This window comes from Brevundimonas sp., from assembly GCF_965278935.1.
Taxonomy (GTDB): Bacteria; Pseudomonadota; Alphaproteobacteria; order Caulobacterales; family Caulobacteraceae; genus Brevundimonas.
The window spans coordinates 322008-338522 of the sequence record NZ_OZ257124.1 but is presented as its reverse complement, the minus strand read 5'-3'; the positions used below and the strand labels follow the sequence as shown (position 1 = coordinate 338522).

17 protein-coding genes are annotated in these 16515 nt (G+C 68.2%); 11 read left to right on the top strand and 6 right to left on the bottom strand.

The genetic code is table 11. The annotated features are described in order from the left end of the window. Positions 1-10: 10 nt before the first annotated feature. Positions 11-1060: a serine hydrolase domain-containing protein gene (locus tag ACQY68_RS01670; protein ID WP_428151286.1), complete on the bottom strand. Its 1050-nt coding sequence runs from the start codon at positions 1058-1060 to the stop codon at positions 11-13. A 122-nt stretch (positions 1061-1182) separates the two neighbouring features. Here ACQY68_RS01670 and ACQY68_RS01665 point away from each other — a divergent pair, with 122 nt between their 5' ends. Next, positions 1183-2682 (top strand): phosphomannomutase/phosphoglucomutase, encoded by a 1500-nt coding sequence (locus ACQY68_RS01665; RefSeq protein ID WP_428151285.1) that lies wholly within the window; start codon positions 1183-1185, stop codon positions 2680-2682. Positions 2683-2962: 280 nt separating this feature from the next. Further along, a complete protein-coding gene (locus tag ACQY68_RS01660; protein WP_428151284.1) occupies positions 2963-4279 on the top strand; it encodes an FAD/NAD(P)-binding protein in 1317 nt (438 codons plus the stop codon). On the opposite strand, the gene ACQY68_RS01655 is transcribed toward ACQY68_RS01660, so the two are convergent. Further along, a complete protein-coding gene (locus ACQY68_RS01655; protein ID WP_428151283.1) occupies positions 4276-4551 on the bottom strand; it encodes a hypothetical protein in 276 nt (91 codons plus the stop codon). The two genes, ACQY68_RS01660 and ACQY68_RS01655, sit on opposite strands and share 4 nt — an antisense overlap. 17 nt (positions 4552-4568) lie before the next feature. On the opposite strand from ACQY68_RS01655, the gene ACQY68_RS01650 reads away from it, so the two are divergent. Further along, the gene (locus ACQY68_RS01650; protein WP_428151282.1) at positions 4569-5132 is read left to right on the top strand and encodes a peptidase S14; all 564 of its coding nucleotides are present in this window, start codon (positions 4569-4571) and stop codon (positions 5130-5132) included. Positions 5133-5138: 6 nt separating this feature from the next. Here ACQY68_RS01650 and ACQY68_RS01645 read toward each other — a convergent pair whose 3' ends face one another. Further along, on the bottom strand, positions 5139-5435 hold the full coding sequence (locus ACQY68_RS01645) for a hypothetical protein (RefSeq protein ID WP_428151281.1): 297 nt from the start codon (positions 5433-5435) through the stop codon (positions 5139-5141). Further along, positions 5435-6784 carry a phosphoglucosamine mutase gene (glmM, locus tag ACQY68_RS01640; RefSeq protein WP_428151280.1) on the bottom strand — a complete coding sequence of 450 codons (1350 nt, stop codon included), beginning with the start codon at positions 6782-6784 and terminating at the stop codon, positions 5435-5437. The genes ACQY68_RS01645 and glmM overlap by 1 nt, the downstream gene beginning before the upstream one ends. 127 nt (positions 6785-6911) lie before the next feature. On the opposite strand from glmM, the gene glmS reads away from it, so the two are divergent. From glmS to ACQY68_RS01620, 4 genes are all read left to right on the top strand, one after another. Continuing rightward, the gene (gene glmS, locus ACQY68_RS01635) at positions 6912-8729 is read left to right on the top strand and encodes a glutamine--fructose-6-phosphate transaminase (isomerizing) (protein WP_428151279.1); all 1818 of its coding nucleotides are present in this window, start codon (positions 6912-6914) and stop codon (positions 8727-8729) included. A gap of 73 nt (positions 8730-8802) precedes the next feature. After that, a complete protein-coding gene (locus ACQY68_RS01630; RefSeq protein ID WP_428151278.1) occupies positions 8803-9681 on the top strand; it encodes a UTP--glucose-1-phosphate uridylyltransferase in 879 nt (292 codons plus the stop codon). Positions 9682-9751: 70 nt separating this feature from the next. Continuing rightward, positions 9752-10984, top strand: coding sequence for an NAD-dependent epimerase/dehydratase family protein (locus ACQY68_RS01625; RefSeq protein WP_428151277.1), 1233 nt, complete (start codon positions 9752-9754; stop codon positions 10982-10984). Positions 10985-10992: 8 nt separating this feature from the next. Further along, a complete protein-coding gene (locus ACQY68_RS01620) occupies positions 10993-11859 on the top strand; it encodes an NAD(P)H-binding protein (RefSeq protein ID WP_428151276.1) in 867 nt (288 codons plus the stop codon). Here ACQY68_RS01620 and ACQY68_RS01615 read toward each other — a convergent pair whose 3' ends face one another. Further along, positions 11860-12600 carry a DUF6065 family protein gene (locus ACQY68_RS01615; RefSeq protein WP_428151275.1) on the bottom strand — a complete coding sequence of 247 codons (741 nt, stop codon included), beginning with the start codon at positions 12598-12600 and terminating at the stop codon, positions 11860-11862. 108 nt (positions 12601-12708) lie between these two features. On the opposite strand from ACQY68_RS01615, the gene ACQY68_RS01610 reads away from it, so the two are divergent. The 4 genes from ACQY68_RS01610 to ACQY68_RS01595 are packed head-to-tail and all read left to right on the top strand — an operon-like array spanning position 12709 to position 15012. Next, a complete protein-coding gene (locus tag ACQY68_RS01610; RefSeq protein ID WP_428151274.1) occupies positions 12709-13185 on the top strand; it encodes a prolyl-tRNA synthetase associated domain-containing protein in 477 nt (158 codons plus the stop codon). A 55-nt stretch (positions 13186-13240) separates the two neighbouring features. Continuing rightward, entirely contained in the window at positions 13241-14137 is an 897-nt protein-coding gene (locus ACQY68_RS01605; RefSeq protein WP_428151273.1) for a tetratricopeptide repeat protein, read from the top strand. A 10-nt stretch (positions 14138-14147) separates the two neighbouring features. Then, complete coding sequence (locus ACQY68_RS01600; protein WP_428151272.1) at positions 14148-14807, top strand: LON peptidase substrate-binding domain-containing protein; 660 nt, start codon at positions 14148-14150, stop codon at positions 14805-14807. A gap of 10 nt (positions 14808-14817) precedes the next feature. Beyond that, positions 14818-15012, top strand: a complete 195-nt coding sequence (locus tag ACQY68_RS01595) for a Trm112 family protein (protein WP_428151271.1) — start codon at positions 14818-14820, stop codon at positions 15010-15012. 162 nt (positions 15013-15174) lie between these two features. Here the strand turns inward: ACQY68_RS01595 and ACQY68_RS01590 are convergent, their stop codons facing one another. Continuing rightward, positions 15175-16428 (bottom strand): UbiH/UbiF/VisC/COQ6 family ubiquinone biosynthesis hydroxylase, encoded by a 1254-nt coding sequence (locus ACQY68_RS01590; protein WP_428151270.1) that lies wholly within the window; start codon positions 16426-16428, stop codon positions 15175-15177. Positions 16429-16515 lie beyond the last annotated feature (87 nt).

The window sequence follows — 16515 nt, the reverse complement described above, 5'->3', positions numbered from 1 at the left end:
TCGGCGGGGGTCAAGCCGCCGGAGCTCCGCAGGCGGCGGCGCGGATCAGGTCGACCGACAGCCCCTGTCCCTGCCAGACTTCGCCGAAGGCCGTCTCGCCGTCGCTGGAATAGACGGTCAGGGCCACGCCCTTGTCGGGCAGCAGGAAGTTTCTGACCTGAACCCCGCCGATCTCGCCATAGCGCTCCACCAGACGGGTCTGGCCCAGACAGCCGCCGAGATCCGGCGAATAGGACCAGACGCCGAGCGCCGCGAACCCGGCGGCGGGGTCGCCCTTCCACATCTCGGCCCGCGACGCCCCGGACATCAGGGCGCCCTCGATCAGCGCCTGATCGATCTTCAGAAGATCGGCCGCCGAGCCGTAAAGACCGCCTGCGGGGCCCCAGCTGGCGGGATCGATCATCGGTTCGGCTCTACCCTCGGCCCGCGCCTCGGATCGGGGGCCGGACGGAACCGCCACGACGCCCAGACCCAGCGGCTCGGCCAGACGGGTGCGTACGAGGGCGTCGTAGTCCTGACCCGTCACCTGCTTCAGAACCTCGCCGAGGATCAGGTAGTCGCAGTTGTTGTAGGCGAAACCGGCGCCCGGCTCGGCCACGGCCGGATCTGAGCAGACCGCACGCCAGTCTCCTGCCTGCTGGTAGAAATCCGGCATTCCGTCGCCGTTGCCGTCGGGCAGGGCGTCAGGATTGGCCAGACCCGAGGTGTGGGTCAGCAATTGCCGAACGGTAATCCGGTCGGCGTTGACCGGAAACGCCGGCCAGTAGGTCGCCAGAGGCGCGTCGAGCGAAAGCCGGCCCTCATCGACCTGCTGCAACACGAGCACGGCGGTGACCATCTTGGTGACCGAGGCCCAGCGCCAGACGTCCTCAACCGCATGGCCTGAGGTCGCCCCGACGGCGGTCTCGCCCGCCCGGGTCACGCCGAAGACGCCGCTGTAGCCGGGCGCCTGGTCCAGCCGGGCCTGCATGGCCGCCAGCCCGTCTTCCGCCGTCTGCGCCTCCGCCGCTCCGGCTCCGCCGGACGCTAGTGCGAGCACCATCACCAACTCTCGAATCATGGCCGCCTACCCGTCATCGCCGCTTCCCGAGGCAGCGATACCACTGATCGCGCGTTGTTGTCCGCCTTCCGGCGTGCGGCTATACCGCCTCGCCGAACCCTCCTGCCTTGCAAGGACATCGCATGCTGAAGCCCCGCCAGGACCTGGTTCCGAACACCTTCGAATTCGAGACCATACCCCTGGTCAAGCCGACCGGCTTCCGCGAGTACGACGCCCGCTGGATTCTGGAGAAGGAGATCAACCTGCTGGGCATCCAGGCCCTGGGTCTCGCGCTCGCCACCTATGTCCACGAGAACGGCATCCAGCCGCGCATCGTCGTGGGCCACGACTTCCGCTCCTATTCCTCGACCGTGAAACACGCCCTGATCATCGGCCTGCTGGAAGGCGGGATGGAGGTGCTGGACGTCGGCCTGGCCCTGTCGCCCATGGCCTATTTCGGCCAGTTCGCGCTGGAGGCCCCCTGCGTCGCCATGGTCACCGCCTCGCACAACGAGAACGGCTGGACCGGGGTCAAGATGGGGACCAACCCGCCCGTCACCTTCGGGCCCGAGGAGATCGGCCGCCTCAAGGAAATCGTCCTGACCGGAACCGGCGTCGCCCGGGCCGGTGGTCGCCTCGAACGCGTCGAGAACTTCCGCGAACAGTACCTCCAGGAGGTCGTGGGCTCGATCAAGCTCAGCCGCCCGCTGAAGGTCGTCTGCGCCTGCGGCAACGGCACGGCCGGCGCCTTCGCCCCGGAGGCCCTGCGCCGGATGGGCTGCGAGGTCATCGAGATGGACTGCGACCTCGACTACACCTTCCCCAAATATAATCCGAACCCCGAAGACCACGCCATGCTGATGCAGATGGCGGCGCGGGTGAAGGAGACCGGCGCCGACCTGGCCCTGGGCTTCGACGGTGACGGCGACCGCTGCGGCGTGGTCGACGAGACGGGCGAAGAGATCTTCGCCGACAAGATCGGGCTTCTTCTGGCCCGCGACCTGTCCGCCCTGCACGCCAACGCCACCTTCGTCGTCGATGTGAAATCGACCGGCCTCTACAAGACCGACGAGGTCCTGAAGGCCAACGGCGCGACCACCGTCTACTGGAAGACCGGCCACTCCTACATCAAGCGCAAGACCGCCGAACTGGGCGCCCTGGCCGGGTTCGAGAAGTCGGGCCACTTCTTCCTCGCGAACCCGATCGGCCGTGGCTACGACGACGGCCTGGTCGCCGCCGCCGCCGTTCTGCAGATGCTGGACCGCAATCCGGGCAAGACGCTCAGCCAGCTGAAGACCGCCCTGCCGGACGCCTGGACCAGCCTGACCATGTCGCCCCACTGCGACGACGAACTGAAATACGACGTCCTCACCAGGGTCGTAGCCGAATACGAAAAACTGGCGGCCGAGGGCGGCTCGATCCTGGGCCGCAAGATCGTCGAGGTCATTACCGTGAACGGCGCCCGGGTCCATCTGGAAGACGGATCGTGGGTCCTGGTCCGCGCCTCGTCGAACAAGCCGGAGATGGTCGTGGTCGTCGAGTCGATGCGCTCGGAAGACGACATGCGCGCCCTGTTCCGCGAGGAGGTGAAGCCCCGCCTCGCCGCCCACCCGGAAGTCGGCGCCTACAACCAGGAAATCTGACCCTCCTTTCCGCTGACGCCGCGTCGGACTCAAAAACAGAGTCCGCCGGGTCCGGGGAGTCCGGATGCCCCGCGCCTATCCATGCGAAGGGGCAAGTGTAAGGGCGTTCCAAGCCCTGATGGATAAAAGACCTCTCGTTCGAGCCGGGCTTTGATTTCAAAGTCGAATTCGGACGATCCGTTGATGGGTATGGCCCCGGCTCCCGCCTCTCCTTGAGGGTGGCGCCGTTTGACCCCCGGCGCGGCGCGGTCCAGAACCGCGGCAACGGGCGGGAGGCGGCGTGGCGGGACGGATCGACAGGGTAGCCATCGTCGGCGGAGGCTTCTCCGGCTCCATGCTGGCCGCGCGACTGGCCGAGACCGGGATCGCCTCGACCCTGATCAACCGGACCCCCGACTTCGGCCTGGGCGTCGCCTATTCGACGCCGTTCGACGGGCATCTGCTCAACGTCCGCTCCTCGCGGATGAGCGCCCTGGCGACACAGCCCGACCATTTCGTACGATGGCTGGAGGCGAACGCGCCTGAGGTCTCGGACCCCGACGGGTTTGCGCCGCGTCTGATCTTCGGCCGTTACGTCCAGGCGCGACTGGCCGGGATCGAAGCCGGGCATCCCGGTCTGATCCGGCGCGTCGTCGGCGAGGTCGCGGGCATCGAGGCCGACGGCGTGACCCTGTCCGACGGACTGAAGGTCGCCGCCGACGCGGTCGTCCTGACCACCGGCAATCCCGCGCCGCGCACGGCCTCGGGAGGGTCCAGGCGCGTCATCTCCGACCCCTGGGCGCCGGGCGCGCTGGAGGTCATCGGGTCGGACGACGAGGTGCTGATCGTCGGCACGGGTCTGACCATGGTCGACATGCTGCTTTCGCTGGAGGGCCGGGGTTGGCGCGGGCGGGCGAAGGCCCTGTCCCGACGTGGGCTCCTGCCGCGGGCGCATGGCGAAAGACCCGATCCGGCCGAGCCGCCGACGCCGGCCCTGCTGGACGGAGCCCTGTCCAGCCGCATGGCCGAAGCCCGCGCGGTCTCACGCCGTTCGGGCTGGCGCGAGATGATGGAGGGTCTGCGCCCGATCACCGCCGACCTCTGGGGCCGGGCGGACACCGCCACCCGCGGCCGGATCGTGCGCCACCTGCGTCCCTGGTGGGATGTCCACCGCCACCGGCTGGCGCCGCGGATCGGGGCTCATATCGACCGCCTTCTGGCTGACGATCGGCTGACCGTCGTCTCCGGCCGGGTGAAGGCGATCACGGCCGATGCGGACGGAGTCCGCCTGGACTGGCGCCCGCGTCAGGGGCCGGCCCGGCAGCCGCTGACCGCCTGCTGGCTGATCGACTGCACCGGCCCGGGCCATGCGCCGGAAGGCGATCCCGTCACGGGCTCGCTGCTGACCGGCGGTCGGGCGCGGCTCGATCCGCTGCGGCTGGGACTGGAGCTCGACGACTCGGGCCGGGTGCTGGACGCCGATGGCCGCGCCGATCCGCGCCTGTTCGTCCTCGGCCCCCCGGCCCGCGCCGCCTTCTGGGAAACGATCGCCGTGCCGGATATCCGGAAGCGGATCGAGGATGTGGTTTCGGCGCTGACGGCGCCTGTGAAGACCTAGGACGCGGTGTCGGCTGCGTCGCCCGGCGGCTCGTCCACGGGTTGCGCGGGGCTGGTGATGGCGCCGATCAGGGTGACGCCCTTCTCGGCCAGGGCGCGCGACAGGTTTTCCTTCCGCTCGAACTCCTGTTCGGCCTTGAGGATCGCCTTCTTGCGCTCGACATCGATCATGCGGATCGGCTGATAGCGCCGGTCGCGGTGCGGCGGCAAGCGCGGCCATAACACGGTGTCGGATACCGGACGCAGCGACGTGACGGCTCCTTTTTCCGACACGCGCGTTTCGCACGCCGATGACCGATCTGACCCCTATCGCCTTCAAGGACCCCTCCATCTTGCTCTGCGGCGAGGTCGGCTACGACATGTATGACGACTTTCGCCAGAAGCTGGGCGCGGCGCCCGCGAGCGGCGTGGTCGTGGTCGAGATGACGACCTTGGGCGGCGACCCGGAAGTCGCCCGGATGATGGGCGAGGATGTCCGCTTCCATTCCCAGATCGAGCCCGAGAGGCGCTTCGTCTTTCTCGGCAAGGCGGCGGTCTATTCGGCGGGCGCGACCTTCATGGGCTTCTTCGCGCGCGAAAACCGCTATCTGACGCGCGGCGCGCGGCTGATGATCCATGAGCGAAAGCTTGAGAAGACGCTGGAGATCAACGGCCCGCTGACCACCACCCTGGCGTCGGCGCTGGCCTTGGTCCACGAGATCGAACACTCGATCCTGATCCAGAACGAGGGCTTCGAAAGCCTGATCGCCGGGTCGTCGGTGACGATGGACGAGCTGCTGAAGCGGGCGCCGTCGAACTGGTACATCGAGGCGCAGGAGGCGGTGGCGCTGGGGTTGGTTCAGGCGGTGATCTAGCCAGAGCTAGAGCCTGAGAATCTCGTAGCCTGAACGGCCGTCTTCCGATGCCCAGAACTTCGCGAACTCGATAGCCTCCTCGAATTGCTCATCAGCATGCGCCGTCGTGCAGAAAAAGCGTGCGTCAGCTTTCGAGCCGTCGCCGATCCGCAGTTCATCGATCTCGGTCTCGATCGCCTGACAGCCGGACCCGCAGACGGCGACTAGCGACACCCGATCCTTCACGCACTTTTCCACGAACGGAGGAAGCGCGGCGGGATCCGAAATCGGGAGGACGAGTACGACCGCCGGAGCGTAGGTCATTACCCCACCGCCTTCACCGCCGCCGCAACGTCCGCCACCACACGTTTGACCAAGGCCTCGTCATCGCCCTCCGCCATCACGCGGATCAGTTTTTCGGTGCCCGAGGGGCGGACCAGCAGGCGGCCCTGTCCGGCCAGCGCCGCCTCGGCCTCGGCGATCGCGGCCTTGACCTTCGCGTCGTCCAGAGGCTTGCCGCCGCTGAAGCGGACGTTCTGGAGCAGCTGGGGCACGGGCTCGAACTGGCGGGCCAGTTCGCTCATCGGCTGACCGCTCTCGACCAGAACGGCCAGCACCTGCAGCGCCGCCATCAGGCCGTCGCCGGTCGTGGCGTGGTCGTGCAGGATCAGGTGGCCGGACTGTTCGCCGCCGAGGTTGAAGCCGCCCTCGCGCATCCGCTCCATGACGTAACGGTCGCCCACCTTCGTGCGCTCCAGCGTCAGGCCGTCGCCGATCAGGGCGCGCTCTAGACCGAGGTTGGACATGACGGTGGCGACCACGCCGCCGCCCTTGAGCACGCCGCGCCGGGCCCAGTCGCGGCCGATCAGGGCCATGATCTGGTCGCCGTCGACGACCTTGCCGTTTTCGTCGCAGACGATCAGCCGGTCGGCGTCGCCGTCGAGCGCGATGCCGATATCGGCGCGGTACTGTTTGACCGCGGCGGCCAGGGTCTCGGGATGGGTCGAGCCACAGTCGGCGTTGATGTTGGTGCCGTTGGGCGACACGCCGACGGCGCAGACCTCGGCCCCCAGTTCGAACAGGGTGGTGGGCGCGACGCGGTAGCCGGCGCCGTTGGCGCAGTCGATGGCGATCCGCAGACCGGCCAGCGACAGGTGGCGCGGGAAGGCGGCCTTGGCGATCTCGATATAGCGCGGCGGGGCGTCGTCGATGCGTTTGACCCGGCCCAGCTGGTTCGACGGGGCCAGCCCCTCGTCGAGACCGGCGTCCATCATGGCCTCGATCTTCAGCTCGATCTCGTCGGAGAGCTTGTAGCCGTCGGGGCCGAACAACTTGATGCCGTTGTCGGCGTAGTCGTTGTGCGAGGCCGAGATCATGACGCCGAGGTCGGCGCGCATCGACCGGGTCATCATGGCCACGCCCGGCGTCGGAATCGGTCCGAAGGTGCGCACGTCCATGCCGACCGCGGCGAACCCGGCGACCAGGGCGGGCTCCAGCATATAGCCGGACAGGCGCGTGTCCTTGCCGATGACCACCAGATGGCGGCGGTCGTCGCCCGACATGAACAGCTTTCCGGCCGCCAGACCGACCCGCAGGGCGATCTCCGCCGTCATCGGGCTGGTGTTCGCCTTGCCGCGAATACCGTCCGTGCCGAAATATTTGCGCTCGCCCATGTGCGGCCCTCCGCCGAAACCTGCCGAAACGCCTTTTTAGGTGTCGGCGTCTTAAGGCCGTCCTAGAGCAGACCATCCCGGCCGTCATCCTCGGCCGTATGCGACCCTGCGGCTGGAGCGACCTGGAATGTGCGGCATCATCGGCATCGTCGGAACCCGGCCGGTCTCGGATCGCCTGGTCGAAAGCCTGAAGCGGCTCGAGTACCGCGGCTATGACTCGGCGGGGATCGCCGCCCAGGTCGACGGGGTTCTGGAGCGACGTCGCGCGCCCGGCAAGCTGAAGGAGCTGGAAAAGGTGCTGGCGGCCAGTCCGCTGGAGGCCACCACCGGTATCGGCCACACCCGCTGGGCCACCCACGGCGCCCCGACCGAGGCCAACGCCCACCCGCACATCGCCGGGCGCGTGGCCGTGGTCCACAACGGCATCATCGAGAATTTCGCCGAGCTGAAGGCCGAGCTGATCGCCGCCGGCCGCGTCTTCTCGTCCCAGACCGACACCGAGGTGGTCGCCCACCTGCTGGATTCCGAGCTGGCGACGGGCCTGTCGCCGCTCGACGCCTTCAAGGCGACGCTGGACCGGCTTTCAGGCGCCTTTGCGCTCTGCGTGCTGATCTCGGGTGAAGACGAGGTCATCCTCGCGGCGCGGAACGGCCCGCCCCTCGCCGTCGGTCACGGCGACGGGGAGATGTTCATCGGCTCGGACGGTCTGGCGCTGGGCCCCTTCACCAACAAGATCACCTATCTGGAAGACGGCGACTACGTCATCGCCACCCATGGCGGCGCCCGCATCTTCGACGCCTCGGGCAAGGAGGTCGCGCGCGCGGTCAAGACCGTTCCCGCCTCCGCCGTCCTGATGGAGAAGGGCAACTATCGGCACTTCATGGAGAAGGAGATCCATGATCAGCCGGAGGGGTGCCAGCACACCATCGCCGCCTATGTCGACACCCTGACGGACCGGACGAAGGTCCAGGGCGTGGACTTCGCCGCCATCGACCGGATCCAGATCGTCGCCTGCGGCACCTCCTGGATCGCCGGGATGATCGGGCGGTATCTGATCGAGGACCTGGCCGACCTTCCCGTGGACGTCGAGATCGCTTCGGAGTTCCGCTACCGGAACCCGTCGCTGCGGCCCAATGCGCTGGCCATCGCAATGTCGCAGTCGGGAGAGACCGCCGACACCCTGGCCGCCTTCCGCCACTGCGCGGAGGCCGGGATGAAGACGGCGGCCATCGTCAACGCCACGGAATCAACGATTGCCCGCGAGGCCGACGTCGTCTGGCCGATCCATTGCGGACCCGAGATCGGCGTCGCCTCGACCAAGGCCTTCACTGCCCAGGTCTCGGTCATGATCGCCATCGCCATCGCCGCCGCCAAGGCGCGCGGCCGGATCGACGACGCCGAGGAACAGCGTCTGGTCCGCGTCCTGCTGGAGGCGCCCCGCCTGATCGCCGAGGCCATCGGGCTGGAAGATGCGCTCAAGGACATCGCCGTCGAGATCGCCAAGGCCAAAGACGTCCTCTACCTCGGCCGCGGCCCGATGTCGGCGCTCGCGCTGGAAGGGGCGCTGAAGCTGAAGGAGATCAGCTACATCCACGCCGAGGGCTATGCCGCCGGCGAGCTGAAGCACGGCCCGATCGCCCTCGTCGACGAGGCGACCCCGATCATCATCCTCGCCCCGTTCGATTCCTGGTTCGAGAAATCGGCCTCGAACATGAGCGAGGTCATGGCGCGCGGCGGCCAAGTGGTCTTCATCACCGATCCCGAAGGCGCCAAACACGCGCCCGTCGGCGCCAGGGTGGTGGTCACGGCCCCGGCCTGCGATCCCCTGATCTCGGCGCTGGTCATGTCCGCCCCGATCCAGCTGCTGGCCTACCACGTGGCCGTGGTGAAGGGCGCCGACGTCGATCAGCCGCGCAATCTCGCCAAGTCGGTGACGGTCGAGTAGCGATTTTCGCGCGGATCGGGCTACGAAACCCGGCGACGTGCGTTAGGCTGGCCGTCGCTGTCTGGGAGCTTTCATGAGTTCGTCGCCATCCCGCGTCCGCAAGGCCGTCCTGCCCGTCGCCGGTCTGGGCACCCGGGTGCTGCCCGCCGCCAAGACGACGCCGAAGAACATGCTCAATGTGTTCGACCGGCCGATCCTGTCGCACATCGTCGAGGAGGCGCGCGCCGCCGGGATCGAGCACATCATCTTCGTGGTCGGGCGCGGCCAGGGCTCGATCGAGGACTATTTCGACCACGCCTACGAGATCGAGGCGATCCTGAAGGCCAAGGGCAAGGACGACATTCTGGCCTCCGTCGTCGCCGACCTGCCTCGCCCCGGCGAGATGAGCTTCGTGCGCCAGATGGCTCCGCTGGGGCTCGGCCACGCGGTCTTCTGCGCCCGAGACCTGATCGGCGACGAGCCCTTCGCCGTCATGCTGCCCGACATGCTGATGATGGCCGACACTCCGGCGCTGAAACAGGCCATCGAAGCCCACGACCGGACTGGCGGAAACGTCGTCGTCGTCGAGCCGGCCCCCGAGGGCGAGACCCACAAATACGGCATCGTCGCGCTTGACGGTCAGGACGGACGCCTGAACCGCATGACCGGCATGGTCGAGAAACCGCCGCTGGGAACCGAGCCGTCGAACCTGTTCATCTCCGGCCGCTACGTCCTGACGCCCGACATCTTCCCCCTGCTGGCCGACCAGCAGACGGGCGCGGGCGGGGAGATCCAGCTGACCGACGCCATGGCCCGGCTGATGAAGGTCAGGGATTTCCACGCCCTGGAATACGAGGGAACGACCTTCGACTGCGGCGATCCGGTGGGGCTGCTGCGGGCCAATGTCGCCTATGGGCTGAAGCACGCCGGGCTGGGCGAGGCGGCCCGTGCGGCGATAGCGCCCCTGCTCTAGCCAACCGCTCCGCTTTGCTCCGCCCCCCGGCTTCGGCTAGGCAGGGCGGAGGGGCGGAGGAAAAGACGCGATGAAGGTACTGGTTCTGGGCGGCGACGGCTTCTGCGGCTGGCCCACGGCGCTGCATCTGTCGGCGCGCGGCTGGGACGTGGTCGTCGTCGACAATCTCAGCCGCCGGAACATCGACAACGAGCTGGAGGTCCAGTCCCTGACCCCCATCCGGACCATGGGCGAGCGGATCGCCGCGTGGAAGGAAGTCAGCGGCAAGGACATCGGCTTCGTCAACATGACGGTCGGCAAGGAGTTCGACCGCCTCGTCGCCCTGATACGGGACGAGGCGCCCGACAGCGTCGTCCATTTCGCCGAACAGCGGGCCGCCCCCTATTCGATGAAGTCGGCGCGGCACAAGCTCTACACCGTCGACAACAACCTCAACGCCACCAACCACCTGCTGGCGGCCATCGTCGAGAGCGGGCTGGACGTTCATCTGGCCCACCTCGGGACCATGGGGGTCTATGGCTACACCACCGCCGGGCTGCGCATTCCGGAAGGCTATCTGAAGGTCACGGTCCAGACCGACTTCGGCCCGACCGAACAGGAGATCCTGTTCCCGCCGAACCCGGGCTCGATCTACCATATGACCAAGACCCAGGACGCGTTGCTCTTCCAGTTCTACGCCAAGAACGACGGGGTCCGGATCACCGACCTGCACCAGGGCATCGTCTGGGGCGCCCAGACCGAGGAAACCCGCAAGGACGAGCGGCTGATCAACCGGTTCGACTATGACGGCGACTACGGCACGGTGCTGAACCGGTTCCTGATGCAGGGGGCGCTCGGCTATCCGCTGACGGTGCACGGCACGGGCGGCCAGACGCGGGCCTTCATCCACATCCAGGACACGGTGCGCTGCGTGGAACTGGCCCTGAAGAACCCTCCGAAGAAGGGTGAACGGGTCAAGATCCTCAACCAGATGACCGAGAGCCGCCGCGTCCGCGACCTGGCCGCCATGGTCGCCGGAATGACGGGCGCCGAGGTCCACAATGTCGCCAACCCCCGCCTCGAGGCCGACGAAAACGAACTCGTCGTCGCCAACGACCAGTTCCGCGACCTCGGCCTGAAGCCGATCACCTTGGCCGAGGGGCTGATGGCCGACGTCACTGATATCGCCCGCCGCTACGCCGACCGCGCCGACCGTTCGAAGATTCCGTGCGTCTCCGCCTGGAACGGCAAGCGGGCCGAGGCCCTGCGCACCACGCCGGAACCGACGCCGGCCCCCACACCGGCCAAGGCGCGGGTCGGCTGATCCCGGACATGACGAAAAAGTCCCTGCTGGTTTTCGGCGCCGGCTATCTCGGCCGGGCGGTTCTGGCGGAGGCGAGGACGCGCGGACTGGCCGTTTCGGCGACCTCTCGCGACCGGGAGCGCCGGGCTGCGCTGATCGCCGATGGCGTCACCGCCGTCGATCCGGCGGACGAGGCGGCGCTGGCGGCTGCGGTCGCCGGGGCCTCCGCCATTGTGGTCACCACCCCGCCGGAGGGACGCGGCTGTCCCGGCGCCAGGGCGCTCCTGCCCGCACTGACCGGCGCCGGCGCCTATCCCGACTGGATCGGCTACGTTTCATCGACCGCCGTCTATGGCGACCGCGACGGCGGCTGGGTGTTCGAGGACGACGCCCTCAACGCCGCCAGCCTGGAGGGCGCGCGCCGCGTGCGGGCCGAGGCGGACTGGCTCGATGCCGGGCGCGGCATGGGACTGACGGTTCAGGTCTTCCGCCTGCCCGCCATCTACGGCCCCGGCCGGTCGGTGGTGGAACGTCTGCGCGACGGGACCGCCCGGATCGTCCGAAAGCCCGGCCAGATCTTCAACCGCATCTATGTCACCGATGCCGTCGAGGGGCTTTTCGCTTCGATGGCGCGGCCAAGGCCCGGCGCCGCCTACAACCTCGTCGACGACGCGCCGTCTGCGGTCGATGTGGTCATGGCCGACGCGGCCCGGCGCATGGACCTGCCCCAGCCGCCCGAGGTCGACTGGACCGACCCCTCGGTGTCGGAGGGGATGCGGCGCTTCTATCTCGACTGCAAACGCATCTCGAACGCCCGCGCCAAGGCCGAACTGGGCTGGCAGCCCGCACACCCGACCTGGCGCGAGGGGCTGGAGGCGATCCTCGCCTCCAGCTGATCAGCCGACCCGCGGGGTCTTCAGCCTGCGCTTGTTGGCATGGGTCTCCGGCGCCGTGCCCAAGGCCTCGGGGATCTCGCCCTTGAAGTAGAACCGCTGCCACGCCTCCTTGGCCGCGTCGGGGTCGCCGGAGGCCAGGCGGTTGTTGAAGTCGGTCCTCTGGCGGTTCCAGGCCTCGAACTGGCCCTTCATCACCGGGTTGGACTCCAGCGTCCGGATCACCGGCTGGACCGCCTCCATCTTGCGGTGCTCGACCAGGTGGATGAAGCAGAAGGGCTCGCCGCGCTCGAACTTCACCCGCCCGGGCCGCGTGAACAGCCAGTTCATGGTGAAGGGGAAGGGCAGCCAGTCGGTCTCGATCAGGCCGACGAGCGGCTGGATCCCGTCCTTCATGTGATTGGGCGATCCCGAACAGATCATCCCCCAGCCCGGCGGCGTGCGGAACAGATACTGGGGGTGCATGGTCAGGACCCCGCGCGAGAAATGCGAGGTGACGAAATGGTCGAGCTCGGGCTGGGGCCGTTCGGGCGTGATGGTGATGTCAGACTGCTGCGGCCCGCCGTTCCATTCGGCCGTGAAGGTGAACGGGCACAGGATCTCCCACCCCGTCGTATTGGCCATGGTCAGGGGCAGGCAGCGGTACGGATGCCGGCTGACGAAGGCGTCCATCCAGTTCCGCGACTGGCGTCCGGGCACCAGATCCGGCGGCCGGGCCGACATGGGGTAGCATTCCAGTTCCAAGGCGGCGCTCCGGCAGGTATCCAACCGGATCATACCTAGCCCGGCCCGCCCCTCTTGCTCAACATGACCGCTCAACCGCTTCACGACCGAGACAGCCTGATCGCCTGGATGGCCGACCGCGGCATCGACCAGACGACCCATGACCACCCAGCCGTCTTCACCGTCGACGAGGGCCACGCGATCAAGGCCGTCCTGCCCGGCGCCCACACCAAGAACCTGTTCCTCAAGGACAAGAAGGGCCGGCTGTGGCTGATATCGGCGCGTCAGGACACGGTCATCGACCTCAAGGCCGCACCCCGCACGGTCGGTTCGGATCGGGTGTCGTTCGGCACTGAAGTGCTGATGTATGAGACGCTCGGCGTGCGGCCGGGCTCGGTCACGGCGCTGGGCCTGATCAACGACGTCGACCGGCGGGTGACCTTCGTGATCGACAGGCGGCTGTGGGAGGCCGACATCGTCAACTTCCACCCCCTGACCAATACGGCGACGACGGCCCTGACACAGGCGGCGTTCCGACGCTTCATGAGCGAGATCGGGCGCGAGCCGCTGGTGGTGGATTTCTCGGCCGACTTGCCGCAGGCCTGATCCGCGACCATCTGAGCCCTTCCGCGTTACCAGCCACACGCTGCAAAGAGATCCGATGAGCCTCGCCGATCCCCAGACCTCGCCCGACGACCTGATCAAGGACGGCTCCGACGCCGGCTTCATGGACGACGTGATCGCCCAGTCGAAGATCCAGCCGGTCATCGTCGACTTCTGGGCCACCTGGTGCGGCCCGTGCCGGACCCTGACCCCCGCGCTGGAGAAACAGGTCCGGACGGCCGGCGGCGCGGTCAAGTTGGTGAAGATCGACGTCGACAAGAACCCCGCCTACGCCGGACAGCTGCGGGTCCAGTCGATCCCGACGGTCTACGCCTTCGTCGACGGCCAGCCCGTGGACGGCTTCCAGGGCGCGGTCCCGGAAAGCCAGATCAAGGCCTTCATCGAGAAGCTGTCGGGCGGCGCGGGCGTCAACACCGACGTCGAGCAACTGCTGGCGCTGGGCGAGGAATCGCTGGGACTGTCAGACTTCGGCGGGGCGGCCCAGGCCTTCGCCCACGTCCTGACGATGGAGCCCGAGAACCAGAAGGCTATCGCCGGCATGGCGCGCGTCTACCTGGCCGGGGGCGACGCCGATCAGGCGCGCCAGACTATCGCCATGGCTCCGCAGGATTCGACCGAGCCCTCCGTCGTCACCGTCCGCGCCCAGCTGGCCCTGTCGTCGAGCGCCCCGACCGGCGAGACCGCCGCGCTCGAGGCCAGGGTCAAGGCCGACCCCGGCGACCATCAGGCCCGCTACGACCTGGCCCTGGCCCAGGCGGCCGAGGGCGACCTGAAGGGCGCGGCCACCAGCCTGCTCGACATCGTGGCGGCCGACCGGGAGTGGAACGATCAGGCGGCCCGCAAGCATCTGCTGGTCGTGTTCGAGGCCGCCGGCCTGTCGTCCGACATCGCCAGGGACGGGCGTCGCCGCCTGTCCTCCATCCTGTTCTCGTAGGGGCGTCCGGATGGCTCAGGGCTATGTGAAGGCCGTCGACCTGCCGCAGGTGATCCCTGTCTTTCCCTTGCCGGGAGCCATACTGCTGCCGCGCGGCCAGTTGCCGCTGAACATCTTCGAGCCGCGCTATCTGAACATGATCGACGACGCCATGGCGGGCGAGCGAATGCTGGGCATGATCCAGCCCTCGGGCGGCACTGCCCAGTTGCCGAGCCTGTCCGCCGTCGGCTGCGCAGGACGGATCACCAGTTTTGCCGAGACTTCAGACGGCCGATACCTGATCACCCTGACCGGGATAGCCCGCTTCCGCATCACCACCGAACTGCCGAGCCAGACCCCCTATCGTCAGGTCCGCGCGGCCTTCGCTCCGTTCGAGTCCGACCTGACCGCTCCGCACGAGGGCGAGGCCTTCGACCGACCGGCCTTCCTCGCCGGGCTCAAACACTATCTGGAGCGTCGCCAGCTCGAGATCGACTGGGAAACCGCCGAGGCCGCGCCTCAGGAGGCCCTGATCAACAGCCTGTCGATGGCCCTGCCGTTCGAACCGGCGGAGAAACAGGCCCTGCTGGAAAGCCCCGCGCTCGACGATCGGGTCGAGGTTCTCACAGCCCTGATGCGCATCGACGCCGCCGAGACCGGCGACGGCGACACGCCGACCTCGATGCAGTAGACCTCGACCCATGTCCGACGCCTTCCACACCCCGTCATCCGTTGATCCGCGCCTTCTTGAAGTGCTCGTCTGCCCGATCACGCGCGGAAAACTGGACTACGATCGCGAGGCCAACGAACTGATCTCCAAGGGGGCCAAGCTCGCCTTCCCGATCCGCGACGGCGTGCCGATCATGCTGCCGGAAGAGGCGCGACAACTGGATTAGAACTCAGCGTCTCCTCCCCATTCGCCGCTTGGCGAATGGGGTGGTGGATGCGAGCTCTTCGCGAGCAGACGGAGGGGTTCCTCGTGCGCGGAAAGAGCCCCTCCGTCTCTCCGCTGCGCTCCGAGTCACCTCCCCATCGAAGATGGGGAGGTGACGTGGTTGCTAGACCAACTCGCCCCGGAGCAACTTCGGCAGATCCCCCGTCGCACCGCCGGCCTCGCGCATGAAGGCGCGGCGCAGAGGGCCGATGCGGTTCATCGCCGCCATGCCGAGGTCCCGCGCCAGACGCACCGGCGGAAGGTCGTTGGAGAACAACCGCACAAAGCCGTCGAACCCGGCGGCCAAGGCGACGGTGTCGAACCGCCGCCAGCGGGCGTAGCGGTCCAAAACGACAGACGAGCCGATATCCTCGCCCAGCCGCATCGCCTCGATCAGCACCTCGGCCAAGGCGGCGGCGTCCTTCAGACCCATGTTGAGGCCCTGACCCGCGACCGGATGCACGCCGTGGGCCGCGTCGCCGATGATCGCCGTCCTTGGCGCGGTCAGCGTCGTCGCCAGCTCCAACGCCAGCGGATAGACGAAACGGGGTCCTTCGGGCGTGGCGCCGTCGAGGAATTCGCCGAACCGCCGCATCAGATGCGACTGGAAGGCCTCGTCGGAACAGGTCTTCAGCGCCTCCGCCGCTTTGGTGCTCTCGGTCCAGACCAGGCTCGCGCGCTGGTCGGTCAGGGGCAGGATGGCGAAAGGGCCGCCGGGCAGGAAATATTCGTGGGCCACATTGCCGTGGTCGCGGCCCAGCCGGACCGTGGCCACGACGCCGGACTGGCCATAGCCCCAGCCGACCGTCTCGATCCCGGCGGCCTTGCGCACCCTGGATCCGCGCCCCTCGGCGCCAATCACGACGGGGGCGCTGATCACGGCACCGTCGGCGAGGGTGACAGAAGCGGCGGCGTTCGTCTGTTCGACCCCGACCACCGACCCGGGCGTGCGCAGGTCGATGTCGGTCGCCGTCACCGCCTCGGCCAGCGCCGAGCGGATGCGGCGGTTCTCGACCATGTAGCCGAGCGGTTCGCCGCCGTTGGCGTCGCCGATCTCGTCCGCGTCGAAGCGCAGGAAGGCCGGCGAGGCGGCCTTCGACGCCGCCCCGGGACGCCGGCCGTCGGTGACGAGGATGCGGTCCATCCGGCAGGCGTGCGGCCGCAGTCCTTCGCCCAGCCCCAGCGCGTCCAGCATCCGGAAGGTGGAATAGGCGATCGCCGTCGACCGCCCGTCGAAGGTCGGCGCCAGCTGGACCGAAAACGGCTGCGGATCGATCATCGCGACCCTCAGCCCCCCCCGCGCCGCCGCGAGCGCGAACGTCGCCCCCGCCATGCCGGCGCCGGCGACGATGACATCGTGAGTGTGGGGGGAGGCCATCAGCTCTTGTCGCGCTGCTGACATCGCACGTCCAGTGGCGAGAGCGTCACGGAGAGAGTGTCTGGTGTCTGGTGGCTGGAGTTTCGC